At 69.4% G+C, this 24,402-nt stretch carries 22 protein-coding genes; 19 read left to right on the top strand and 3 right to left on the bottom strand.

What is annotated here, in order from left to right; genetic code table 11:
• Window positions 1-102 precede the first annotated feature (102 nt).
• The 17 genes from AB0I35_RS05665 to AB0I35_RS05585 all read left to right on the top strand — a co-directional run bounded on the left by AB0I35_RS05665 (window position 103) and on the right by AB0I35_RS05585 (window position 19,645).
• Window positions 103-2,472, top strand: a complete 2,370-nt coding sequence (locus tag AB0I35_RS05665) for a RelA/SpoT family protein (protein ID WP_357394572.1) — start codon at window positions 103-105, stop codon at window positions 2,470-2,472.
• Window positions 2,473-2,821: 349 nt separating this feature from the next.
• Window positions 2,822-4,420 carry a cutinase family protein gene (locus AB0I35_RS05660; protein WP_357395002.1) on the top strand — a complete coding sequence of 533 codons (1,599 nt, stop codon included), beginning with the start codon at window positions 2,822-2,824 and terminating at the stop codon, window positions 4,418-4,420.
• A gap of 54 nt (window positions 4,421-4,474) precedes the next feature.
• Window positions 4,475-5,782 (top strand): hypothetical protein, encoded by a 1,308-nt coding sequence (locus AB0I35_RS05655; RefSeq protein WP_357394571.1) that lies wholly within the window; start codon window positions 4,475-4,477, stop codon window positions 5,780-5,782.
• A gap of 11 nt (window positions 5,783-5,793) precedes the next feature.
• On the top strand, window positions 5,794-6,648 hold the full coding sequence (locus tag AB0I35_RS05650) for a hypothetical protein (RefSeq protein WP_357394570.1): 855 nt from the start codon (window positions 5,794-5,796) through the stop codon (window positions 6,646-6,648).
• Window positions 6,645-7,295 (top strand): hypothetical protein, encoded by a 651-nt coding sequence (locus tag AB0I35_RS05645; protein WP_357394569.1) that lies wholly within the window; start codon window positions 6,645-6,647, stop codon window positions 7,293-7,295. The genes AB0I35_RS05650 and AB0I35_RS05645 overlap by 4 nt, the downstream gene beginning before the upstream one ends.
• A 94-nt stretch (window positions 7,296-7,389) precedes the next feature.
• A complete protein-coding gene (locus AB0I35_RS05640; RefSeq protein WP_067493819.1) occupies window positions 7,390-7,683 on the top strand; it encodes a hypothetical protein in 294 nt (97 codons plus the stop codon).
• Complete coding sequence (locus AB0I35_RS05635) at window positions 7,683-7,937, top strand: hypothetical protein (protein ID WP_067493516.1); 255 nt, start codon at window positions 7,683-7,685, stop codon at window positions 7,935-7,937. The genes AB0I35_RS05640 and AB0I35_RS05635 overlap by 1 nt, the downstream gene beginning before the upstream one ends.
• A gap of 25 nt (window positions 7,938-7,962) precedes the next feature.
• Window positions 7,963-8,568, top strand: a complete 606-nt coding sequence (locus tag AB0I35_RS05630) for a hypothetical protein (protein WP_357394568.1) — start codon at window positions 7,963-7,965, stop codon at window positions 8,566-8,568.
• Window positions 8,565-9,380 carry a hypothetical protein gene (locus AB0I35_RS05625; protein ID WP_225280594.1) on the top strand — a complete coding sequence of 272 codons (816 nt, stop codon included), beginning with the start codon at window positions 8,565-8,567 and terminating at the stop codon, window positions 9,378-9,380. Before AB0I35_RS05630 ends, AB0I35_RS05625 begins: the two co-directional genes overlap by 4 nt.
• Window positions 9,381-9,433: 53 nt before the next feature.
• On the top strand, window positions 9,434-10,837 hold the full coding sequence (locus AB0I35_RS05620; RefSeq protein WP_357394567.1) for a hypothetical protein: 1,404 nt from the start codon (window positions 9,434-9,436) through the stop codon (window positions 10,835-10,837).
• A complete protein-coding gene (locus AB0I35_RS05615; RefSeq protein ID WP_357394565.1) occupies window positions 10,834-12,330 on the top strand; it encodes an SCO6880 family protein in 1,497 nt (498 codons plus the stop codon). Before AB0I35_RS05620 ends, AB0I35_RS05615 begins: the two co-directional genes overlap by 4 nt.
• 7 nt (window positions 12,331-12,337) lie before the next feature.
• Window positions 12,338-14,761, top strand: coding sequence for a hypothetical protein (locus AB0I35_RS05610; protein ID WP_357394564.1), 2,424 nt, complete (start codon window positions 12,338-12,340; stop codon window positions 14,759-14,761).
• The gene (locus AB0I35_RS05605) at window positions 14,758-15,066 is read left to right on the top strand and encodes a transposase (RefSeq protein WP_067493524.1); all 309 of its coding nucleotides are present in this window, start codon (window positions 14,758-14,760) and stop codon (window positions 15,064-15,066) included. Before AB0I35_RS05610 ends, AB0I35_RS05605 begins: the two co-directional genes overlap by 4 nt.
• A 61-nt stretch (window positions 15,067-15,127) precedes the next feature.
• Window positions 15,128-16,777 (top strand): peptidoglycan DD-metalloendopeptidase family protein, encoded by a 1,650-nt coding sequence (locus AB0I35_RS05600; protein WP_357394563.1) that lies wholly within the window; start codon window positions 15,128-15,130, stop codon window positions 16,775-16,777.
• Window positions 16,774-17,355, top strand: coding sequence for a hypothetical protein (locus tag AB0I35_RS05595; protein ID WP_243749687.1), 582 nt, complete (start codon window positions 16,774-16,776; stop codon window positions 17,353-17,355). The genes AB0I35_RS05600 and AB0I35_RS05595 overlap by 4 nt, the downstream gene beginning before the upstream one ends.
• A 35-nt stretch (window positions 17,356-17,390) precedes the next feature.
• Entirely contained in the window at window positions 17,391-19,229 is a 1,839-nt protein-coding gene (locus AB0I35_RS05590) for a TraM recognition domain-containing protein (RefSeq protein ID WP_357394561.1), read from the top strand.
• Window positions 19,226-19,645 (top strand): DUF4913 domain-containing protein, encoded by a 420-nt coding sequence (locus AB0I35_RS05585; RefSeq protein WP_225280601.1) that lies wholly within the window; start codon window positions 19,226-19,228, stop codon window positions 19,643-19,645. Before AB0I35_RS05590 ends, AB0I35_RS05585 begins: the two co-directional genes overlap by 4 nt.
• Window positions 19,646-19,681: 36 nt before the next feature.
• Here the strand turns inward: AB0I35_RS05585 and AB0I35_RS05580 are convergent, their stop codons facing one another.
• Together AB0I35_RS05580 and AB0I35_RS05575 are read right to left on the bottom strand one after the other, a co-directional pair.
• A complete protein-coding gene (locus AB0I35_RS05580; RefSeq protein WP_357394560.1) occupies window positions 19,682-20,239 on the bottom strand; it encodes a hypothetical protein in 558 nt (185 codons plus the stop codon).
• A gap of 107 nt (window positions 20,240-20,346) precedes the next feature.
• Complete coding sequence (locus AB0I35_RS05575; protein ID WP_357394559.1) at window positions 20,347-21,243, bottom strand: peptidylprolyl isomerase; 897 nt, start codon at window positions 21,241-21,243, stop codon at window positions 20,347-20,349.
• 85 nt (window positions 21,244-21,328) lie between these two features.
• Between AB0I35_RS05575 and hisS the strand changes: the two genes are divergently transcribed.
• Both hisS and AB0I35_RS05565 read left to right on the top strand, forming a co-directional pair.
• Complete coding sequence (gene hisS, locus AB0I35_RS05570; RefSeq protein WP_357394558.1) at window positions 21,329-22,603, top strand: histidine--tRNA ligase; 1,275 nt, start codon at window positions 21,329-21,331, stop codon at window positions 22,601-22,603.
• A 76-nt stretch (window positions 22,604-22,679) separates the two neighbouring features.
• Window positions 22,680-23,324, top strand: coding sequence for a hypothetical protein (locus AB0I35_RS05565; RefSeq protein ID WP_357394556.1), 645 nt, complete (start codon window positions 22,680-22,682; stop codon window positions 23,322-23,324).
• 3 nt (window positions 23,325-23,327) lie between these two features.
• Here the strand turns inward: AB0I35_RS05565 and AB0I35_RS05560 are convergent, their stop codons facing one another.
• Window positions 23,328-24,395, bottom strand: coding sequence for an alpha/beta hydrolase family protein (locus tag AB0I35_RS05560; RefSeq protein WP_357394555.1), 1,068 nt, complete (start codon window positions 24,393-24,395; stop codon window positions 23,328-23,330).
• Between the last annotated feature and the right edge of the window lie 7 nt (window positions 24,396-24,402).

Below are 24,402 nucleotides of genomic sequence, written 5' to 3'. Positions count from 1 at the left end.
CCGGGGAATCGAACACCAGGTCGGTGTGGGGACTAAAGTTGGTGGTCCGGGCGGTTGCAGCAGTCGGCTGACAAGGTCGAATGCGGCGTGAGAGGTGGTGGCATGACTCGACAACTCGGCGAGGCGAAGGTTGGGCAGGGGTCCACCGACGCCGCGCCAACCGGTGGTGCCCAGGGCAAGCCCGAACCCGCGAAGCAGTCGCCCACCGCCGCGGTGCCCAGTTCGGCATCACGGCGCGTGCGTGCCCGGCTGGCCAGGCGGATGACCGGTCAGCGCGGGATCGCGGCGGTCAAGCCCGTACTCGAACCCCTGGCGACGGTGCACCGGGAGCTGTACCCGAAGGCCAACCTCGCACTGTTGCAGCGTGCCTTCGACGTGGCCGACGAACGCCACGCCAAGCAGTTCCGCAAGTCGGGCGACCCGTACATCACCCACCCGCTCGCGGTCGCCAACATCCTCGCCGAACTCGGCATGGACACCACGACCCTGGTCGCGGCGCTGCTGCACGACACCGTCGAGGACACCGGCTACTCGCTGGACCAGCTCAAAGAGGAATTCGGCCAGGAAGTCGCCCACCTCGTCGACGGGGTGACCAAGCTCGACAAGGTCAACCTCGGCGCGGCCGCCGAGGCCGAGACCATCCGCAAGATGATCATCGCGATGGCCCGCGACCCGCGCGTGCTGGTGATCAAGGTGGCCGACCGGCTGCACAACATGCGGACCATGCGTTTCCTGCCGCCGGAGAAGCAGGCCAAGAAGGCCAAGGAAACCCTCGAAGTCATCGCGCCACTGGCGCATCGGCTCGGGATGGCCACGGTCAAGTGGGAGCTCGAGGACCTCGCGTTCGCGATCCTGCACCCCAAGAAGTACGACGAGATCGTCCGCCTGGTCGCGGACCGGGCGCCGTCGCGCGACACCTACCTGGCGAAGGTGCGTGCCGAGATCGTCAACACGCTGGCCGCGTCGCGGATCAACGCCGTCGTCGAGGGGCGGCCCAAGCACTACTGGTCGATCTATCAGAAGATGATCGTCAAGGGCAAAGACTTCGACGACATCCACGACCTGGTCGGCATGCGGATCCTGTGCGAGGAGGTCCGCGACTGCTACGCCGCCGTCGGCGTGGTGCACTCGCTGTGGCAGCCGATGGCGGGCCGGTTCAAGGACTACATCGCCCAGCCGCGCTACGGGGTCTACCAGTCGCTGCACACCACCGTCGTCGGTCCCGACGGCAAGCCACTCGAGGTGCAGATCCGCACCCACGACATGCACCGGACCGCCGAGTTCGGCATCGCCGCGCACTGGCGCTACAAGGAGACCAAGGGCAAACACTCCGGTGACGCCGCCGAGGTCGACGACATGGCGTGGATGCGTCAGCTGCTCGACTGGCAGCGCGAAGCCGCCGACCCGGCCGAATTCCTCGAGTCGCTGCGCTTCGACCTGAAGTCGCCGGAGATCTTCGTGTTCACCCCCAAGGGTGACGTGATCACGCTCCCGCAGAAGTCGACGCCGGTCGACTTCGCCTACGCGGTGCACACCGAGGTGGGCCACAAGTGCATCGGCGCCCGCGTCAACGGCAGGCTCGTCGCGCTGGAACGTCAGCTCGAGAACGGCGAGGTCGTCGAGGTCTTCACCTCCAAGGCGCAGAACGCCGGGCCCAGCCGCGACTGGCAGAACTTCGTGGTCTCGCCCCGCGCGAAGGCCAAGATTCGCCAGTGGTTTGCCAAGGAGCGGCGCGAGGAGGCGCTCGAGAGCGGCAAGGAGCAGATCTCCAAGGAGGTCCGCCGCGTCGGGCTGCCGCTGCAACGGCTGATGAGCGTCGACGCGATGACCGCGGTGGCGCACGAACTGCACTACACCGACATCTCCACCCTCTACACCGCCGTCGGCGAACACCAGGTGTCGGCGCACCACGTGGTGCAGCGGCTCATGGCCCAGCTCGGCGGCATCGGCGATGTGGAGAACGAGCTGGCCGAACGGTCCACGCCGTCGACCACGCCGAGCAGGCAGCGGGTCACCGGCGACGCGGGCGTGCTCATCCCCGGCGCCCCCGGCACCGTCGCCAAGCTCGCGAAATGCTGCACGCCCGTACCAGGTGACGAGATCATGGGCTTCGTGACCCGTGGCGGGGCGGTGAGTGTTCACCGCACCGACTGCACCAACGCGGGCTCGCTGCAGTCGCAGTCCGAACGGATCATCGACGTGGAGTGGGCGCCGTCGCCGTCGTCGGTGTTCCTCGTCGCCATCCAGATCGAGGCGCTGGATCGCACGCGGTTGCTCTCCGATGTCACCAAGGTGCTCGCCGACGAGAAGGTCAACATCCTGTCGGCCTCGGTTGCCACGCACGGCGACCGGGTGGCGATCAGCAAATTCACCTTCGAGATGGGCGACCCGAAACACCTGGGCCACCTACTCAATGTGGTGCGCAATGTGGAAGGCGTCTACGACGTCTACCGGGTGACCTCGGCCGCCTGACGTGACCAGCCCCGATGGGCTGGTCACGTCATGCCCGTACCGGGTGATCTCGCGAGCACATGGGTAACTCACCGGGTATGGGCTGATTCCTCATGCGCCCGAGTCTGGCCGCCGACGCGACGCAGTCCGCCCCTGAGTCTGGCCTGAAGTCGCGGGGAGGCGGATGGGTCGCCGGAAAGTTGCTGGCCGGAAAGGGTTTGCTGGGGGCAGTGAAAGGGCCGGTTAGGGCAGGGGTTCGGATACCCGGAATCTGTTACGGTTTACTGCGTTTCAACGTTCCACTGGTCAGCCGAAACGGACTGTGATGCGGATCGATATGGCTCGGTGCACGACACGACTCACGGTGACGATGATCGCGATCACCGTTGCCTCGGCGTCGGTGTCGGCGGGGGTGGCCGCCGCGGAAGAGGTCACCCCCGCCGCACCGTCGACTCGCGTGGCCATCGATGCCTGTCCTGCGTTGTACGCCTTGGGAATTCAGGGCACGGGGGAGTCCTCGCCCGATGCCGCGCCGAGCACCGACACCGGCATGTTGAGCACCGTCTTCCGGCCGTTGCTCGCCGCGGCCGCCGAACCGGGACTCGTCGACCGCGCCTACGTTCCCTACGAAGCGGGCTTCGGCGGTGCCGTTCCCGGCGGAGTCGTGCCCTACACCGAATCGGTCGACGGCGGCCTCGAGCGCCTGCGGTCGATGGCCACGCAGGTAGCTCAGCGGTGCCCGGACTCGCGCATCGCCGTGGTGGGGTATTCGCAAGGCGCCCACGTGGCTTCGCTGTTCGCGCAGGAGGTCGGTTCCGGCACCGGCGTGCTGCCCGCCGACAAGGTCGCCGCGGTCGCGCTGTTCGCCGATCCGACCCGGGGCGAGAACGCGCCGCTGTTCCCCGGCGCACCCGACCGCGCCACCCCGCTCGCCGCTCCCGGCACCGAGGGCTCCGCTGTCGACGACCTCGGCGAGGTTCGTCAGGCCCCGGCCCCCGGCGGCGGGCTCGGTTCCCGCTACGACCGGGCCGGTGACTACGGCAAACTCACAGGTCGCGTCGCAAGCTTCTGTGCCACAGGCGATCTCGCGTGCGACGCACCGCAGAACGCGCCACTCATGCGGGCGGTGACCAGCCTGGTGAGTCAGGTGAAACTCTCCGGCGGTGACCCCATCGGTTCGCTGGTCTCGATCGCGCAGGCGCTGGCGTTCACCTCGATCAAGACCGCCTCGACCGTGGTGAACGAGGACATCGCGGGCAGCACGCTGGCCGATGTGTCGCTCTCGCCGAAGAAGTCGATCTCCCAGCGTCTCGCCGACGCCGCCGACCCGCGCGCCACCCTCGACGTGAACGCCGCGTTCCAGGCGCTGCTGAAGGTGGGCATGATCGGCCTCAACTCCGTCGCGACCGTGGTGAAGACCGTGCTCACGCCGGCGAGCATCGCCGAACTGGCCACGGCGGCACTGTCGAACCCGCTGGCCGGGCTCACGCTGCTCGGGACGAAGCTCGTCGGCGCCGTCGCCCAACTGATCCCGCCGACCACCGGCGTACGCCTGGTGAACGAGGCCTTCACGGCGGTGGCGCAGAACATCACCGACAACCGGGAACTGCTGGACGTGAGCACCTGGGTGCGCTACTGGGATTCCATGCAGCGCCACGTCGCCTACTCCCAGATCGGGGTCGGCGCCCAGGGGGCGACGCCCACCCAGTACGTGGCCGACTGGTTCGCCGCGATCGCCCGCGACGCCGCGGCAACCTCCGGGCGCGGCGCGACACCGCTCGGCGGGCCCGACACGCCCGACCCCGGCCTGTTCACCAGCCGAACCGGCGAGCCTACGCCATCGAAACCCGGTCATGGGGGACAATTTCCGTTCGGGACAGGAGCCGATGGCGCCTCATCCGGCGGCGCGACGACTCCGCCTGCCGCGACACCCGAACCATCACCTACCAGCCTGTTCTCAGTGAACTGAGTACCGAGAGGTATCGATGCGAATCCATGTGCCCGGCGTAGCGGAAAGGGGGGAATGTTGAAGTCGTACAACGAACTGTCGCGCTGGTACTCGGCGCTGGAGCCGGAAACCGACACGGCCGACCCTGCGCGCCAGGACACCACCGAGCAGGTGGCGGGCGACGACGAGGCCCCCGCCCGATATTCGCAGCGCCCCGAGCGCATCCCGACGGCGGACCATCCGGCCACGCCCGTCGAGCGCTCCGGCCAGCCCTGGGCCAAGCCTGCCCCCGAAGTCGACGAAGCCTGCGCCGAGGACTTCACCGACCGCGACTTCACCAAACCGGACCCCGTTGCCGACCCGGCACCGCGCTCGGCGGAGCAGGAAACGCCGGTCCGTACCGAGACCCGACAGCAGGGGCAGGATCCCGATCCGGATCGGCACGCTGAGCACCATCCCGCCCCGATCGCCGAATTCCGGACGCGCGAGCGCGACCCGTTCGTCGCCGCCGATCGGGAGTGGGAGCGCTTCGCCGAGGACGATTCCGAATCGGTCGCGGACCACACGCCTCCCCGCGATGAACCGGCCGTCGACTACTACGCGCAGGAGCGCGAGCCGGCGCCGATCATGGAAACGCGGCCCTCCGTGCCCGAGCCCGTGCCGCTGGCCGAACACGCCGCGCGGCGGAGCGAATTCACCGGCGGCTGGTCGGACTGGGTGGAACACGCGCCAGGTCCCGACGACGACTACGACGCCGAACTCGTCCAGTTCCCGTGGGCCGACACCGCCGACGACTACGACGAAGCGCATGTGCTCGAACCCTCCGGCGCCCTGCGTGAGCGCCGTGCCCGGCAGCGCAACCGCTCATGGGTCGTGCTCGCGGTCGCCGTGCTGGTGCTGGTGGTCGCCGCGACCGGTGTGATGTTCCTGCTGTTCGGGCGAGGCAGCAGCCACGCCGCGCAACCGGCCACCCCGCTGCACTTCACGGCGGGCAACCTCACCGCCGACGCCGGTGGCGCCTGCCCGACCGAACGCACCGAGTTCGTGGTCCGCAGCGCCGAACCCGGCGGCACGGGTTCCGGCCCCGACGCGGTGCTCGCCTTCCAGCACGCCTACTACGTGACCCGGTCGGGCACCGAGGCACGCGCGGTGGTCACCCCCGACGCCGAGGTGTCCTCGGCCGCGGTGATCCAGCGCGGCATCGATTCCATCCCGGTCGGCACGACGCACTGCGTGCGGATCACCACCGTCGCCCCCGACCGGTACACCGTGGAGGTCACCGAATTCCGGCCCGCGGGGGCGCCGGCCACCTACACCAAGCAGTTGGTGCGAACGACGCGCGTCGGCGATCGCACGCTCATCGCGGGCATCGCGGCAGGGTAAGGAGCAAGGCGATGACAGACGACTGGAGCCGATGGCTCGACGAGGCCCCCGAGGGGGACCCGTCGGACGACCTCGCGCGTGACCCGGCTCCGGTGGTGCGGTTGCGGCGCAGGGGTGGCGCGCGTTCCGGCGGCGCACGCAGGCCGATCCTCGTCGTCGGCGGCTGCGGCGGCGCGGGCACCACGACAACCACTCTCGGCCTGGCCGCCGCCTCGGCGATCGACGGTGCGGTGACCGTCGCTGTCGACGCCACCGCCGCGGGCAGCGACCTCGCACTGCGCGGCGCCGACAAACACCTGCACCCGGTGAACCTGCAGTCGTGGGTCTACGGGCGCGGCGACGACGAACCGGCCCCGATCGAGGACTGCCTGTCGCGGTCCACCTCCGGGTTCGGGCTGCTCTGGCGCGACGCGACCCCGCTGCGGCGGCGCGCGACATATCTCACTGTCGCCAGGGCATTGGACGCCGGTGGCTACACCGCCGTCTACGACGGCGGCAATCCGATTGCCGGACGGCAACTGCGCCCCCTGCTCGACGACGCCGATATCGCGCTCGTCCTGACGATTCCGGCCCGGGTCGATGCCGCCAACCGGCTGCGGGTGACCCTGGAATGGCTCGACGACCACTACGGCGACGACGGCGCGGGAGTCGTGGCCGACACCACCATCGTTGTCTCCCACCAGTATTCGCAGGACGATTCGCGCGTTGCGGAGCATTTGCGCGAACACCTGTCGGGGTGGGTGCGTGAGGTCGTCGAGATCCCCTACGACCCGCATCTGGCGCGCGGCGAACTGGTTCGCCACAGCGAGCTCGCCGAGACGACGCGTGCGGCATATGGGAGCTTGCTCGCGGGAGTGGCATCATGACGGCAGCTATGAATCTACGTCGTCGTCGTGAACCGGACGCGCCCGCCGGTGTCGTCGCGCCGCCTGAATCGTTGCGCGCCAAGATCTGGGAGCGCCCGGTCCCCGGGGTGGGACGGGCGCCGCTGGTCTGGTTGCTCGGCGTGCACGGTGGGGCAGGCGCCACCACGCTCGCGCATGTCCTCGCGCCCGCCGCGGACGCCCGTGGCCGCTGGCCGGGGGTCTTCGATCGGGAATCGCCCTACGTGGTGCTCGTCGCGCGCGAGACCATCTCGGGACTCACCCGTGCCCACGATCTGCTGCGCCAGCATCACGCGGGGCTGGCCGGACCGTCGCTGGTGCTCGGCCTGATCACCGTCGCCGCACGGCCGGGGCGGATGCCCGCCGAGATCCGCCGCTACCGCGATGTGGTCGGTTCGCTGGCCGGGCACGTCTGGCAGGTGCCGTGGTTCGAGGAATGGACCCTCGTCGAATCCGAGGCACTGCCGGTGTGGTCCCCGGGCGACGAGGTGGTGGCCCGCAAGCGCAGGCCGGACCCGCTCGACGAGGTTCCGATCGAGATCGGTGAGCTGGGAACCGATCTGGTCGCCGCCATCAGGACGAGCCTCGGTTCGCCGATCTCGTCGGCGGCGCAGCGGGGTCGATCATGACGGCCGGGCGCGTCGGCCGTCTGTGGTGTACAAACGTGTGTCGGCGTCGAAGTGTTTGTGGCACAACACCTTTACAGTGGGAGAAAGGCACCCGATGAGCATGCTCCTCCTCGCCGTGCAGGACACGTACGGCACCGTGCTTGCCCAGGTCGGTAACCCGACCCCGGAAGCTCCTCCCGGCTCGGAGAAAATCCTGCAGCTGGTGCGATACCTCACCTGGTTCGTGCTGCTCTCGGGTATCTGCGGCATCACCTACGCGGGCGGCAAGTTCGCGTGGGAGCGCTGGACCGGCGGTGGCCTCGAGTCGCCGAAGATGGTCGCCGGCGCGATGATCGGTGGTGTCGTCGCCACCAGCGCGGGCACGATCATGAATGCGGTCATCGGTTAGTGATCGCCGTGCTCGCCTACAAACAGATCCCGGCCGACGTGCTCGCGCCGCTGATGCAGTTGCTCAACTGGCTGCTGTGGTTCGTGCTGCTGTCGTGCCTGGCCTGGATGATCCTGTCGGCGGGTCGGCTGTGGATCGCGTTCCGCAGCGACCTCGCCGTCAACGATGCCTCACACGGTGTGCTCATGAGCCTGATCGGCGCCGCGGTCGCCAGCACCGCGTCGGCGATCGCGCTGGCATTCCTGCCGGCGTGAGGCAGCGGACGACGAAGGCACGACCATGAATTCCACAGTGACACGACCGGTGCTGGTCGGTATCGCCCTGCTCACCGCCGCAGCGGGTTGCGGTGAGCAGGACGCGGGCCCCGACCTGTCCGCGGCACCGACCGGCGTGCGCTGGCAGCACTACCAGGGCATCGCCCTGCCCCACGCCGATCAGGGGCCCGCCCAGCTGCAGCAGGGCGCCGCAACCGGATTCGAGCACTCCCCGCGCGGGGCGGGGCTGGCCGCACTCACCCACACCATCCGGCTGTCGGTGGCACCCGACGACGACTGGGCCACCGTCGTCAACCGGGGCCTCGTGCCGGGACCGGCACGCGACGAATGGGCGATCAACCGGGTGCAGCTGTCGATCACCGGGCCCGCCGCGCCCGAGTACGCGCCGAAATTGTTGGGTTACAAAATCACCGAATACCGTGACGAGCAAGCCCGTGTGGACGTCTACACCGAGTACTCGGACCGTTCCCGCGCGGTGAACCACACCGCGGTGAACTGGTACGGACAAGACTGGCGACTGCGCTTACCCGACCCGGAGTCCACCACCCGACCCGTCGACGCGATCGACGAATTACCACCCGACATCGTGACATTGGAGGCACCGCAGTGAGCGAGAAGGAGGCGTCGACGCGCGACCGCGCGTCGTTCGGCATGATCGCCTCCGGTGCCCTGCTCGCCCTCATCCTCGTCGTCGGCGCGGTCGTGTACTTCACCAGCAGCGGTGAGGGGGAGATCGACGCCGGTCCGCCGCCACCGCAGGCGGCGGGCGGCACGGGCTTCGCCGAACCGGAGGTCGACCTGTTCGGCAGGCGCGTCGACATCCCCAACAACCCGGCCGGGCAACCGCTGGCCCAGGACCCGAGCGCGCGGCGCACACCCGACGACCCGGACTGGCTCACCGCCGCCCCGGCGGGCACCACGAAACCGCACGGGTGGCAACGGGTCTACGGCGCGTCGGTGCCGTTCTCCACCTCCGACGGGCCGTCGCGGATCGAGGCCGGACTGGCCGTCGGCTACGCGCACACCCCGCAGGGCGCCGCGCTGGCCGCCGCGCAGATCACCTACCGGCTCAACGCCAGGCCCGCCGACCGCGACCTGTACGTGACGCAGCTGCGGGTGAGCTCCACCCAGCTGGCCGCCTACGACTCGGCGCTGGCCGCCGACAAACTGCCCGAGCAGCAGCCGGAGAAGGTGACGCGCTACTTCGTCGCCTCCGACGCCTTCCGCATCGATGACTACGCCGACGACATGGCGATCGTGCGACTCGCCTCGCGCGGCCCGGTGGTCGACGGCAAACAGCTGTACGCGGCCATGCGGCTGATCGTGGTGTGGGACGACGGTGATTGGCGGCTGAAACCGTCGACCACCACCAACAACCGGACCGAATACGTGGAATCGCTGGCGGGGTGGACGACATGGTGACCAACCATCGAGGGGTGCCGACAATGCTGAGGCGAATCGTCACAATATTCGCGGTGATCTTCACCGTGATGATCGCGACCCCGACCGTGGCCTACGGTCAGACCTACGGCTTCGACGAGGCGTGCAACGAACTGCACGACACGCTCGACAGCGTCGCCATTCCCGGTGTCTCGCTGGGTGATGCCGCGTCGGCGGTCTGCAAGGCCGGCAATGCCGCCACGCATCCGGGCGACGCCGCGACGGCGGTCAAGGACAAGGCGTGGGACTCGACCTTCGGCAAGGTGGTCGACTCGCTGATGAAGGGTCTCGGTGAGGCGCTGATCCTTGCCCTGACCTTCTGGATGAAGGTGCCCAACGAGGCGGTGAGCGACTCGGGCGCGTTGTTCACCAAGATCAACGACTACACGTATCAGATCCAGATATTGCTGTTGATCGCCTCGGTCATCATCACCGGTGGCAGATTGGCCGAAGCCAGACGCGGGGCGGCCGTGAGCGAGGCCGCCGAGTCGTTCCGGCTGTTCGCCCGCGTGGTGTTCAGTTCGTGGATGCTCGGCGCGGTGATCGTGGCGGGAACGCGCGCCTCGGACAAGTTCTCCGAGTGGATCATCGCCGACGCCACCGGCGGCAACGCCAAGAACATGGCCGAGCTGATGGTGAAAACCTCGAAGCTGCAAGCATTTTCGCCGGGTCTGGTGCTGATCATCGCGATCGTCGGCCTGCTCGGCGCGCTCGCCCAGATCGTGCTCGCGATCGTGCGCCAAGGTCTGCTCGTGGTCGCGGCGGGTGTGCTGCCGCTGGCCGCGGCGGCGTCGGCGACCAGTACGGGCAAGCAGTCGTATCAGAAGCTGGTCGGCTGGATCATCGCGTTCATGCTGTTCAAACCGGTGGCGGCGATCGTGTACATGATCGCGTTCACCACGGCGGGGCATACCGACGAGACCACCGCCTCGGGTGGGCTGCCCAGCGGTGAGGACGCCCAGCGGATGCTGGTCGCGCTGGTGCTGCTGTGCAGCGTGGCGTTCGTGCTGCCCGCGCTGATGCGTCTGGTCGCGCCCGCCGTGGCCACCGTCGGTACCGGCGGCTCGGGTCTGATCGCCACCGGCGGTGTGGCGCTCGGCGCGATGGCGCTCGGCGCGGTCGGCACCAAGGCCGTGGCCGCCCGGCCGGTCGCGGCACCGGGCACGGCGGGCTACTTCGGCAACCAGGCAGGCGGGGCGGGTGGCGCGGCCGCCCAGCGCGGCGGCGCTCCGCGACCCACGCCGCCGCCACGCGGTGGCGGTTCCGCGCCGCCACCGGCCAGTTCGGGCTCGGTGCCCTCGGGCGCCGCCCGCAACATGGCCGCCGCCCGGGCCGCGGCGGCCACCACCGCCCGCGCCGACGAGCGGGCGGGCGACGTGGCCGGTGACCGCTGGGCCAACCGTTCACCCGACCTCGGCAGGAGCACGATTCCGCGATGAGCACCTCCGCGACCGACACCTACGAGCGCCGCTCCTACGGGCTGTGGCAGAAACCGCGCAGCGCCGGCCTTTTCGGCCTGCGCTGGGAAGAGACCGTCATCGGTTTCGTCGTGGTGATCACGGCACTGGTCTGTGCGATGGTCGGCGGATTCAAATGGGGTTTCATCGTCGGCGGCTTCGGCGCGCTGGTGATGGTGCCGTTGGTGTGGCGGACGGGGGGCCGTTCGGGCTATGAGACGGGACTGATGATGTTCAACTGGATGCGCTCGCGCCGCAACGGCGAGCACGTGTACCGCGGTGGCCGGTTCTCCCGGATCCCCGGCGGCGTCACGAAACTACCGGGGCTGCTCGCCCCGTCGAAGCTCTACGAGGGCATCGACGCGGGCGGCTACCACTTCGGGATGATCCACCTGCCCGCGTTCGCGCAGTACACGGTGGTGCTTCGTGCCTGGCCGCAGGGCCACGAGGCGGTCGACCAGCCGGTGATCGACCGCTGGGTCGCCGCCTGGGGCACCTTCCTGGCGTCGGTGGGCCAGACCAGCGACATCGTCGCGGTGGTCCCGGTCATCGACACCGTGCCCGAAACCGGTAACCGCCTGCTCAACGAGGTCTCCACGATCACCCGCCCCGAAGCCCCTGACCTGGCACAGCAGGTGATGTACGAGCTGGCCACCGAATTGCCGCAGGAGCGTGTGCAATTGCTGCCGCGCGTGGCGATCACGTTCAAGGCGACCACCGCCGAACGGCGCAAGAACCCGGCCGAGGAGGCCGTGGAGATCGGGCGACGGCTGCCCGGCATCTGCGCGGCGCTGGCCGAGGCGGGCGTGCGGGCACAGCCGATGTCGGCCGAGGAGGTCATCTCCTTCATCCGGCGCAGCTACGACCCGGCGGCCCAGGCCGATCTGGAGGTTGCCGCTGCCGATCCCGGCGGGCACGGCCTCGGCTGGGACGACGCGGGCCCGGTGTCCTACGACGAGAAGTGGGACCACTTCATCCACGACGGCGGCCGCTCGGTGACCTGGGAGATGGACGCCGCACCGGAAGGCGCGGTCGACGAGCGGGTGCTGCAGCGGTTGCTCGCGCCGAATCCCGAAGTGCCACGCAAGCGCATCGCGATCGTCTACCGGCCGCATTCGGCCGCCGACGCCGCCGAGATCGTCGACGACGACTTCAAGAACGCGCTCGTGGCCCAGCAGAGCGAACGCGGTGTGGTGTCGGCGGCGGCCACGCTGCGCGTCGGCGCCACCCAGCAGGCGCGCGAGGAACAGGCGCGCGGCCACGGTGTCACCCGCTTCGGTGCCCTGGTGACCATCACCGAACCGCTGCGCGGTGACCTGCCGCGCATCGAGGCCATCACGCGTGACCTGTCGACGCAGGCCCGCCTCAAGATCCGCCGGTGCTACCGGTACCAGTCCGCGGCGTTCGCGGCCTCTCTCGGTTGCGGTGTGATCCTGCCCGAACACGCGACCATTCCGAAGGCATTGGCGGGGTGAGGCGATCATGGGACGCGACTACGAACCCCCGGTGCGCGACCGCGACGACATCGCGTTGCGCCCGGTCCACCGGCCACCACGCATCCGCGGCGAACGCGAGCCACGCCCCGCGGGGAGCACGTCGCGCGTGAGCGACGACGTGCTCGGCCTCGACGAGCGCACCGACCGTGACGACCCGTCGCGGGGTTCCCGCGCGGGTGAGGAACGTTCGGCGGGGGAGCGCAGGTCGCGGGAAGACCCGTCGCGTTCCGACCGAGCCCGTGGCGCGGATCAGCGCCGGTCACGCCCGGACGACATACGCGGGCGGCGCGGTGACGACCCGCGTGGGCGCGGTGAGGATGTGCGTGGGCGCGGTGACGACCCGCGTGGCCGGGTCGACGACCCACGTGGGCGTGGCCGCGGTGAGGATGTGCGTGGCGCCGACGACATGCGCGGCGGCCGGGAGCGTGGGCAGCGGCGGGGCGCGGGGGAGCGGCGGGGGCGTGACCCGCGTCGTGACGTCGAACGGCGTCCGAGTGGCGGTCTGCGCGACGAGGATCACGGGCCGCGTCTGGATCACGCACGCGCCCAAGGGGATTCGCAGCGAAACGCGAAGAAGGCACCGCGCCTGACCAAGAAGCAGCGGCCGGCCAAGGTCGCGCGCCCCACCAAGGCAGCGCGTCCGATCCGCCCCGACGACGCCGCCGACCGGGCCATGGGCGCGGGGCGCTCGGCGCGGTCGAAGGCCAAACCCGAACGCCGCCAAGGTCCCCCGCTGCTCGACGACGCCACCCGCGCCCGCTACGAGATGATCGCGCGCGAACAGTCCGGTCTGCGCGCGGCCTGGGCCACCTTCCGCATCCACACCGACGACCTGCGCCGCAACAACGCCCAGGCTCGCACCGAGGCCGTCGTCAAGGACGGATTCGACCGTACCACCGCCGAATTGACCGACCGGGGCTACTCCGGCGCGGGCGGCGGCAAGATGAACGTGGTCGGCCGCCCCGTGGAGTACCGGGCGACCACCGCGCAGGTCGCGGGCCTGTGGCCGTGGTCCGTCGGCGCGGGCGCACCGTTGATCGGCACCCCGCTCGGTTCGCATCTGCACACCGGCGCGCCGGTGTGCTTCGACCCGATGAACTGGTTCATGCGCGGCAGTTTCATCACCGCGCCGAGCCTTTTCGTCTTGGGGCTCAACGGTTTCGGTAAGTCCTCGCTGGTGCGCCGGATCGTGCTCGGCGGCATCGCCCAGGGCATCACCCCGCTGATCCTGGCCGACGTGAAACCCGACTACCGCAAGATGGTCGAACTCGTCGGCGGGCAGGTCATCGACCTCGGCTACGGGCACGGCAAGCTCAACCCGCTCGCCGCCGGTGTGCTCGGCTCGGTGGTGCCGCGGCTCGAGGAATTCCCGGCGCTGCAACTGCAGGTGCTGCAGGATCTGCGCGCCCGGCAGGTCACCCTGATCGCGGGTCTCGTGGAACTGGTCCGCGGCGCCCGGGTGGCGGACTTCGAGGAAACCCTCATCGCCACCGCCCTACGCATCCTGTACCAGCCGGGCAGCGGCTACGCCCCCGACAAACCGCCGATCATGGAGAACCTCCTCGAGGTGATCGTCGCGGGCGGGCCGGAACTCATGCTCGACGCGGGCGCCGACGACGAGGACGAATACGCCCACGCCATCAAGCATCTGCGCCGCTCGCTGCGCGCGCTCACCCAGGGCCCCTTCGGCGCCATCTTCAACGGCCAGACCAGCGTGCCCATCGACACCGGCGCCGTCGCGGTGTGCATCGACGTGTCCCACATCCCGACCGGCGACAAGAAACTCAAAGCCGCCGTGATGCTGGCCTGCTGGGCCGACGGATTCGCCTCGGTGGAGGCGGCGCACGTGCTCGCCGACGCGAAACTCGGCCCGCAACGCTACTTCCAGGTGGTGATGGACGAGCTGTGGCAGGTGCTCGGGCTCGGCGACTTCATGGTCGACCGCGTCGACGAGCTGACCCGTCTGCAGCGCGGTCTGGCCACCGCGCTGATCATGATCAGCCACACCATCAAGGACCTGCAGGCGCTGGGTTCGGATGCCGCCATCGCCAAGGCCATCGGCTTCCTGGAACGCGCCCGCGCCAAGATCTTCGGCGCCCTGCCCGCCGAGGAGATCTCGCGACTGGATTCGACGGTGCCGTTCACGGCCGCCGAACAGGAGATGGTCACCGGATGGTCGGCGCCGCAGGCGCTCACCGGTGAGGCACTCAAACCGGGCCAGCAGCGGCCGTCGCCGCCGGGTACCGGCAAGTTCCTGCTGAAGATCGGTGAGGATCGCCGTCCCGGCATCCCCTTCCACATGGAGTTCACGGTGTCGGAGAAAGAAAGCGGAATCCACGACACGAACCAGCGGTTCAGCGAGTTCGGCGACCACCCGAGAGGCCAGGCACCGGAGGAGGACCAGTCATGATGCCGCACCGGTCCTACCGCCGCGTCTCGCCCGAGGTGCGCAATGCCGCCGTCGAACAGGTCATCGCGCTCACCGACAAGCTGCGCAGCGAGTCCGAGGCGTGCCGGGTGGTCGCCGAACAGATCGGCGTGCACGCGAACTCGGTGCGCAACTGGGTGCGCGCGGCCGAGGGACCGAGCCTGGACCGGATGGACGCCACCGCGTTGCGCCGCAAAGTGGTGCTGCTGCAACAACAGCTGGCCGCGGCCGCCGAGATGAACCGCACCCTCGCCGACACGCTCAACGAAACCCGGCGCCGCACGTGAACACCGCCGCGGCGGACGAGCCTGTCCTCGCCGCCCGGCACGCGATCCGGGGCGGTGGCCGATGAACGCCCGCTCGATGATCATCGGCGTCTTCGGCGCGGTCATCGGATTGGTGGCCATGGTGCTGGTGATCGTGTTGCCGTCCTCGGACGAGACCTGCGAGACCGGTGACGTGCTGGTCGGCTCCTCGGCGCCGACGCTGCCCGAACTCGGCGCCGACACCCGTGCGGGCGCCACCACCACGGCGACGACCACGAACGCGACCGTCACCGGCACACCGTCGCTGGCCGCCGGGGTCGGGCCGCTGCGGCGCACGCTGCCGATGGAGGTCGGCACCTTCACCATCTCCGATGTGTTCGGTTCACGCGGTGGCGGGCACAAGGGCATCGACATGGCCGCCGCCGACGGGACGACGATCTATTCGGTGTCCGACGGCCGGGTCGTCGCCGCCGGGCCCGCGTCCGGGTTCGGGAACTGGATCGTCGTCGACTCGGTCGACTACAACGGCCGCGCCTACTCCGCGGTCTACGGGCACATGTGGGATCACGGCGTGAAGGTGCGCACCGGTGACACCGTCACCGCCGGTCAGCCCATCGGTATGGTCGGTTCGGCGGGCGAATCGAGCGGTCCTCACCTGCATTTCGAGATCGTGCCCGGCGGTCGCTTCACCGGTGGTCGCCAGATCGACCCGATGCCGTGGCTCGACGGCGCGCCGACCCCCGATGTCGGCGGGGCACGCGCCTTTTCGAACGACCCGAGCTGTGTGCGTGGATTCGGTAGTGCGGGCGGCCTGCTCGCCGACGGGAAAGTTCCCGCCGAGCTGGAGATCTGGTACCGGCGCGCGGGCACCGTCTGCCCGGAGATCTCCTCCTCGCTGCTGGCCGCGCAGGCCAAGCAGGAGTCGGGTTTCCGGCGCGGGCTCACCTCCCCGGCGGGCGCGCAGGGCCTGGCCCAGTTCCTGCCCGGCACGGCGGTGAGTATCAATCCCGACGACGGGCAGCCCTACATCATCGACGCCGACGGCAACGGCACCGCCAGCGTGTGGGACGACGGCGACGCCATCATCGGCCAGGCCCGCTACATGTGCGCCATCGCCCACAAGATCGCGGGCTGGATCGCGCAGGGCAAGGTGTCCGGCGACCTGGCCGCCCTCACCCTGGCCGGCTACAACGCCGGTGAGGGCGCGGTGCTGGCCTCGGGCGGCATGCCGAATCGGTACGCGGCGCACTACTCCGAGACCCGGCCGTATGTCACCAACATCCTGGCGATGGAACCGCAGTACCGGGCACCGGGCGCGCAGGGCCGGTTCACCCGCGAACCCGGCGCCGAGGGACCACAGATCGCCGAGGCCGCCCACGACTGGCTCGGCGTGCCGTATGTGTGGGGTGGTGGTGGTCCGCAGGGGCCCAGCGGTGGCGGATTCGACGCCCCCGGTCTGACGGCCGCGGCGGTGTTCGCCGCGACGGCGGGGGAGGTGGACCTGCCGCGCACCGCCGAACAGCAGTGGGAGGCGGGCACGGAGGTGCCGCTCGGGCGAATCTCGGTGGGCGACCTGGTATTCAGTGATTTCGGTCCGCAAGGACCGGCGCAGGTGGGGATCTACGCCGGCAACGGTCAGGTGATCCAGGCGGTCGCGCCGAGCGGACGCAGTGGCGGCGGTGTCGTCGAGGTGGCGATGCCCGGTGACGCGCGGGCGAGGAGGGTTGTGTGACCACACGGGCGGCCCGACCAGGGATAACCTGGTGGAAGACAACACGAATCCGCACGACTCCGGCGGTGATGCTCGTGGCGTTTCTGAGTACGGCGCTCGTCGCCTGCGGTGGCGACGCCGATCCCGCGCGCCCACAGGCGAGTTCGACCACCCGGCTGCTCGAGGCCGCGGCCACCGTCGACCCGACCACTCCCGACGGGGTAGCGGTGGTGGCGTTGCGCGAGGTGTACACCTGGCACCCGGTCACCGAGGAGCCCGGTGATTCGCTGGCGCGTGCGCGAAAATGGCTGGGGCCGAGCATGTTACGTATGCTTGACGCGCCGACCGGCACGGCGGCACCGAAACCGTCGCTGCAGTGGGCCGATTGGGCGAAGGCGAAGGCGGAGGTGACGGCCTTCACCTTCGCCTCGGGGGAGAAGGCACCGCCGAGCGCCGACCCGGCCGTGACGCAGTTCAAGATCGGCATCGAGCAGACCGTCGTCTACCCGGACGGGCGCACCGAAGACCTACCGCCGAGCACGGTCATCGCGACCGTGGTGCAGACGCCGCAAGGCTGGCGCCTCGACGGGTTCCGCTGAGATCCATATCCGACAAGGTCCTCGAGGAGGCACACGTGGCGAAGAAAAAGGTGAAGGACCCGGCCGCGGTCGGGCCCGACACGACGCTCATCCTGATCGTGGTCGGCTTCGCGACGCTCGGCGTCCTCGCCGCTGCCCTGCACCTGGGCAACGCCCTGTCGGTGCAGCCGCAGAACGTGCCCGTCAACCCGATCGCCGTGGTCGCCGACCTCGCCCGGGGCAAACTGCACTGGCCGCGCGCGTCGACCGTGATCGTGCTGCTGGTGATCGCGGCGATCTTCGCGTACTTCTACATCCGCAAGCAGATGAAGAAGCGGGCGGTCGCGGGTCGGCTCTCGATCGACGACAAGGCCGACTACATGGGTAGTGGGAGCGCGATCGCCTCGATCACCGAGGAGGGGGTGCGGCAGAAGGCCAAGGACCTCGGGGTGCGGCTCGGCACCAACGACGCGCCCGGTGTGCCGATCGGTGTCGCCGTGGCCGACGGGACGCCGCTCTACGGTTCCTACGAAGACCTGCACCTCGACATCTGGGGTCCCCGCCAGGGCAAGTCGACGTCACGGGTGATCCCGGCGATCCTGTCCGCCATCGGCCCGGTACTCACCACGTCCAACAAACGTGACGTCGTGGACGCCACCCGCAATGTCCGCGAGGCCAAGGGCAGCGCCACCTTCGTGTTCGACCCGCAGGGCGTGGCCGGGGAGCGGCCGACCTGGTTCTGGGATCCGCTGGCCTGGGTCGATTTCCGGCGCGAAGGCTGCGAAATGCGGGCCGCCCGGCTGGCCGGGCACTTCGCCGACGCCGAATCCGGTGGCGCCGACACCGGTGACAACTTCTTCGACCCCGAGGCCGAAGATCTGCTGGCCGGGCTGTTCCTGGCCGCCGCGATCGCGGGCAGGCCGATCACCCAGGTGTGGGAATGGGTCACCGACTCGCAGAACAGCGAACCGATCCAACACCTGCGCGACGCGGGCCATGACTTCACCGCTGCCGGTCTCGCCATGCAGTACAACGCCGAACAGCGCACCAAGAGCGGCATTTTCGGCACGGCGAAGAAGATGATTCGCTGCCTGCAGCTGTCCAATGTGCACCCGTGGATCACCCGGGGCGGTAGCGACCGGATGCAGTTCGACGAGCTCGAGTTCATCGAACGCAACGGCACGCTGTACTGCCTCTCGCTCGAAGGTCGAGGATCGGCGGCGCCGCTGGTGAGCGCCCTCACCGAGGCCGTGATCGATGTGGCCATGCGCAAGGCGGCGATGTCGTCCGGCGGGCGGCTGCCGATCCCACTGCTCGCCGTCCTCGACGAAGCCGCCAACGTGGTGCGCTGGAAGGACCTGCCCAAGCAGTACAGCCACTTCGGTTCGCGCGGCATCGTGGTGATGACGGTGCTGCAGTCCTGGGCCCAGGGTGCGCGCTGCTGGGGTGCGGACGGGATGAACGCGCTGTGGTCGGCCGCCAACATCAAGGTGCTCGGCAGCGGTGTCGACGACATGGCGTTCCTGCGTGACCGGTCCGAGGCGATCGGCGAGTACGACTCCATCTCGGCGTCGGTGTCGCAGTCGGGCAACAGCAAGAGCTACTCGCGCTCGCTCAGCTCGTCGGTCACCTTCACCGCCCAGGGGTTGGCCACCTTGCCGCGTGGCCGGGCCGTGGTGTTCACCTCCGGTCAGCCCGCGGTGCTGGTGCGCACCGTTCCGTGGTGGGAATCGGAATACTCCGACGCGGTCCGCCGCTCGATCGAGGACAACGACCCGACCCGCAAGACCCGCATCGACGATCTGGTGCTCAGCGCTCAGGCCCCCACAACACTGTCGAAGAACAATCCGCCACCGGATGAGATCGGTGAAATCGAGGAGGTCAAGCCGCTGTGAACGACCAGGAATCGAATCCGGAGACGCAGGACTACGCCTACGCCGATCTGGTGTCGTTCGTGAACGAGTATCTCAGTGAGATCTATCGGCGGCAGGTCACCGATATCAGCGACACGGTGTGGTGCCCGGAATGGTGGCGCCACCCGGAGGCCGCCGTGCGTCTGCTCGCGCTGTGGCAGGCATGGGAGTTCTACCGGCAGAAGGGCGGCACGGGTCTGAGCGTGTGGTTCCTCGACCACGCCGACCCGCACATGACGAAACTGTTCGATCCGCGTGGGCCGTTCAAGTACTGCAGTGTCCGCAACGGGCACAAGGAAATGCTGAAATCGCTGCCCGTGGAGAACCCGACGGACGATCAACAATTCGCCCACGTTCCGCGCAGCGCGTGGGAGAAGGGCGACCCCTCCGCGTCGTGAACCGCGTCGACGGTCCGGGGCGGTGAGCGCCCCGGGTCAGCGGCCGCGCTCGATCCCGCGCGACTCGATCCCGCGCTCACGGGTCCCCACGTGGCGGGTCGGCACGTCGCGTATCCGCAGCGCTTCCTCGGGCGAAATGCCCTGGCTCATCTCCATGAGCATCCGTACCTGACTCAATTCCGGTGCCACACCGGCCCGCTGCAGATGCGCTGCGATGGCGGCACGGCGTTCGGTCGAGTCGTACCCGAGCTGCGGCGCCTCCACACTCTTGGTCGCTGTCGCGGCGGCCGAACTCGTCGCGAACGGTGAGGACGGGTCCTTCTGCAACGACAGGCCTTTCGCCTGCGTTTTGTTCTGACCAACCGTCATCATCTGCTTGAGCTCGATATTGCGCGGGTCCTTGGCCTTGAGGTCGCGCGCCTCGCGAATCTGCAGTTCGCGCGCTTCCTTCATCTTCGCCTCGATCGCCTTGGCGCGGGACTCGGCCTCTTTCTGACCGTGTTCGCGCGACTTGAGGGCGACCAGGGTTGCCATCTGCAGCATGGTGCGCATCATCGCCGCCGTTTCGCTGCCGATGTCGTCGAGTTCCGCCATGACTGCTCCCCGATGCCGCTGTGGAAGTGGACATCTGAGCCTACCCTGAAAACGACGAACGGGCCGGACACCCGAAGCGTCCGGCCCGTGTCGTGACAGCTGGGGTGTCAGCCCACCTTGACGGTGTTGAACGAGATCGGCATCGCCGGGCCGCCGTCCTGGGCGCCACCCTCGACGCCCGCGCCCGCGACCTTGTCCAAGGTGGCCAGGCCTGCCTCGTCGATGGTGCCGAGAATGGTGTACTTCGGCGGCAGTTCGGTGTCGCCGAAGACGAGGAAGAACTGGCTGCCGTTGGTGCCCTTGCCCTCGGGCGAGATACCCGCGTTGGCCATGGCGATCACGCCGCGCTTGTAGTTCACCGGCTGACTCAGTGCCGGGTCACCGTTCGGGTACAGATCGGTGGGGTACTCGTTGTCGAAGCTGTAGCCGGGGCCGCCCGAGCCGGTGGCCGTCGGGTCACCGCACTGCAGGATGCCGAAACCGGGGCTGGCCACGATGCGGTGGCAACTGGTCTTGTCGAAGTAGCCCTGCTGGGCCAGGCTCACGAGCGAATTGACCGAGCACGGCGCCTGTGCGCTGTTCAGTGACAGGCCGATCGGGCCCTGGGTGGAGTCGATCGACAGTTTCACCTCGGGACCACCGGTGGCCACCGAGGTCACCGCGGGCGCCGTCACCGGCTTGGCGGGCGGCTCGGCGTCGGCCGGGTACGAGCAGTCCACCGTCGCCGGCTTGGGGGCAGGCGGCGGCGGTGCGGGTAGGTCGAGCGGCGTGTTGACGAACGTGGTCGTCGGCACCGCCGACGACGACTCGGCGTTCGCCGAGGACGAGTCGTCGCCCTTGGTGAGGAAGTACACCCCGACGCCCGCGGCCGCGACCACGATCACGCCGAGTACCGACCCGGCGATCGTCAGGCGCTTGCGCTTCTTCTCCTGCTCGGCCCGTCGTGCCAGCTGGCGCTCCAGCTTGCGCTTGGCCGCCGCCCGTCGCTGTTCGTTACTCGGCACTACCGCGTTCCTCCCGTGTCGTCAGGTTCGCCTAGAGGGTAACCGGTTGGACGCGGAGGGCGCCCGTGGGGAAAACTGGGTGATCGTGACCAAGACCAGCAGCTTCAGTGCCCCGAAGGGGGTTCCGGATTACGTGCCGCCCGGTTCGGCCGAGTTCGTCGCCGTGCGCGACGGGCTGGTTCATGCCGCCCGACTGGCCGGGTACGGGCACATCGAGCTGCCGATATTCGAGCTGACCGCCCTGTTCGCGCGGGGTGTCGGCGAGTCGACCGACGTGGTCAGCAAGGAGATGTGGACCTTCGCCGACCGCAAAGGCGAAAGCTTCACCCTGCGTCCCGAGGGCACCGCGGGCGTGATGCGGGCGGTGATCGAGCACGGGCTCGACAAGAGCGGTCAGCTGCCGATCAAGCTGTGCTACGCGGGACCGTTCTTCCGGTACGAGCGACCGCAGGCCGGTCGGTACCGGCAGCTGCAGCAGGTGGGCATCGAGGCGATCGGCGTGGACGATCCGGCGCTCGACGCCGAGGTGATCGCCGTCGCCGACGCCGGTTTCCGGGCGCTCGGCCTGGACGGTTTCCGGTTGGAGATCACCTCGCTCGGTGACGAGACCTGCCGCCCGCAGTACCGGGAACTGTTGCAGCAGTTCCTGTTCGAGCTGCCGTTGGACGAGGAGACCCGCCGCCGCGCGGAGATCAACCCGCTGCGCGTGCTCGACGACAAGCGTCCGGAGGTTCGCGAGCTCACCGCCGACGCGCCGCTGATGATCGACCACCTGTCGGAATCGGCCAAGGCCCACTTCGAGCAGGTGCTCGCCCACCTCGACGCCCTCGGGGTGCCGTACGTGGTGAACCCCCGCATGGTTCGCGGCCTGGACTACTACACCAAGACCACCTTCGAGTTCGTGCACGACCAGCTCGGCGCCCAGTCGGGCATCGGTGGTGGCGGGCGCTACGACGGGCTGATGGCCGAGCTCGGCGGGCAGCCGCTGTCGGGTATCGGCTTCGGTATCGGTGTCGACCGAACCGTGCTCGCGCTGGCCGCCGAGGGCAAGTCGGCCGCCGATCCGGCGCGCTGCCAGGTCTACGGCGTCGCCCTCGGTGACGCGGCCAAGGCGCGGATGGTCACGCTGGCCGGTGAGCTGCGCGGCGCGGGTATCAGCGTCGACCTGGCCTACGGTGGGCGCGGCATGAAGGGTGCCATGAAGGGCGCCGACCGGTCCGGCGCGAAGTTCACGCTGGTCCTGGGCGACCGCGATCTCGAGACCAACGAGATCGGCGTCAAGGAGATGGCCACCGGCGACCAACGCCAGGTGCCGCTCGGCGAGGTCGTCGGGGTCCTGCGAGCGGGCCTCGGCCGCTAGCAGGCGGCGTGCACGGGGCGCGGTAATCTGACCGCGCCCCACGCCGGGCGGGCCGGCGGCGGTGAGAGGGACTGTGGTGAGCGGGGATTCCGGGCGACCGGCGACGGAACCGATCGGCATCGATCTGGTCGCACCCGAGGTGTTCGCCCCCATGCTGCGCAAACTCTCGCTCGGCGCGTTCGCCGTGGGTGTCGTGGTGACGCTGGTGACCTCGATCTGGTTGAGCTGGACCTACGCCGTCCTGCTCGGCCTGATCGTCGCGGTCCCCACGCTCGCGTACGCGATGGCGTTCAAGCGCAGGCGGATGTGGTTGGACGGCACCGTGATCCACGCTCATCGCCTCGTCGGTGAACGTCGGATCGATCTCGCCGACACCTCAGGTGCGCAACTGCTGGTGTTTCCCGGCCGGCTCAGCCGCATCGTGCTGCGCGTGACGGCGGGGCAGGAAACCCAGCTGGTGCCGCTGGCCATGTACACCGACGCGGGCACCGGCCGGGAGCTGCACCTGCTCGGCCTGCGCACACTGGCGGATGCTCTGGCCTCGGCGCCACTGGTGGCCGCGGTCGCCATCTCCGAAGTGCTGGTCGCCCAGTTGCGGGCCGAGGCGCGCGACGCCGGGCTCGACGAACGACCGCTGTATCGCGGCGTCCGCCTGGTCCGCGCCCAGGACGCCGTGTCGCCGGTGGTGTTGACGGATTCGCAAGTGGCCGAACTGATCTGAGCCCTACGGCGCGAGCAGCGGGGCGACGCGCTCCCAGTAGGTGTGCATGTCCTGTTCCCAGTAACCCCAGGAATGTGTGCCCGCCGGACGGAAGTCGAAGTCGGCGGGGATGCCGAGTGCGGCGAGCCGGTCACGCAGCAGCTTGGTGCACACCACGGTGATCCCGTCGAGCACGCCGCCGATCACCAGCTGGTCGATCAGTTTGAGGGGACTGTTCCCGATGCCCGGGCCGTCGAGGGTGTCCAGCGGGCCGGGCATGCCGTTGCCCGTGCTCACGTACACCCCCACCCCACGCAGCCGCTCGGCATTGAGTGCCACGTCGTTGGCGACCCAGGCCGGGTCGGTGGGCGGCCCCCACATGTTCAGCGGATTGCCGCGGCGCGCGGTGACGATCGAGGCGACCATCGCCTGGCCTGCCGGATTGCTGGTCTGCACGCACCCGCTGAAGGAGCCGACCATCCGGAAACGTCGCGGGGCTTCCTGTGCCATCCGGAACACCGCCGAACTGGCCATGGACAGCCCCGCGACGGCGTCGCGGCCGGTGCCGTGGAAGGCGGAGTCGATGATCGGTGGCAGTTCGGTGGTGAGGAAGGTGAGCCAGCGGTTGCGGCCGGTGCCGGGGTCGTCGGACTGCCAGTCGGTGTAGAAGGTGCCCGCGCCACCGATCGGCATCACGACGGTGGCCTGCTTGCCCACGAAGAAATCCAGGGCGTCGGTTTTGGTGAACCAGTTGCTGCCCTCGCGCCAGTCCGGGGTGTCGGTGCCGCCGTCGACACCGTTGATCAGATACAGCGCACCGGCGGGTGCTTCGGGATCGGCCGCCGGAATCACCGCGACGGTGATCGGGCGGTTCATGGCCGCCGAATGCACCGTCAGGTCGATCACCCGGCCCGGGCCGTTCGCCGCGGCGGCCACCGCGAACGAGCCGTTCGGGGCGGGGCGGGCCGCGTCCATGGCCCGGGCGGCTACGAGGTCCGGGGCGGCCTGTGCGGCCACGGCGACGGGGAGGCCCGCGGCGGCCAGCACCACCGACAGGACGAGCCGTCGCAGCATCGAATGCAGCACTGTCATCGCTCCG

Origin of the sequence: Nocardia sp. NPDC050378 (genome assembly GCF_040655675.1) — a bacterium.
GTDB classification, from domain to species: domain Bacteria; phylum Actinomycetota; class Actinomycetes; order Mycobacteriales; family Mycobacteriaceae; genus Nocardia; species Nocardia coubleae.
This window is presented reverse-complemented; position numbering and strand designations above follow the sequence as displayed.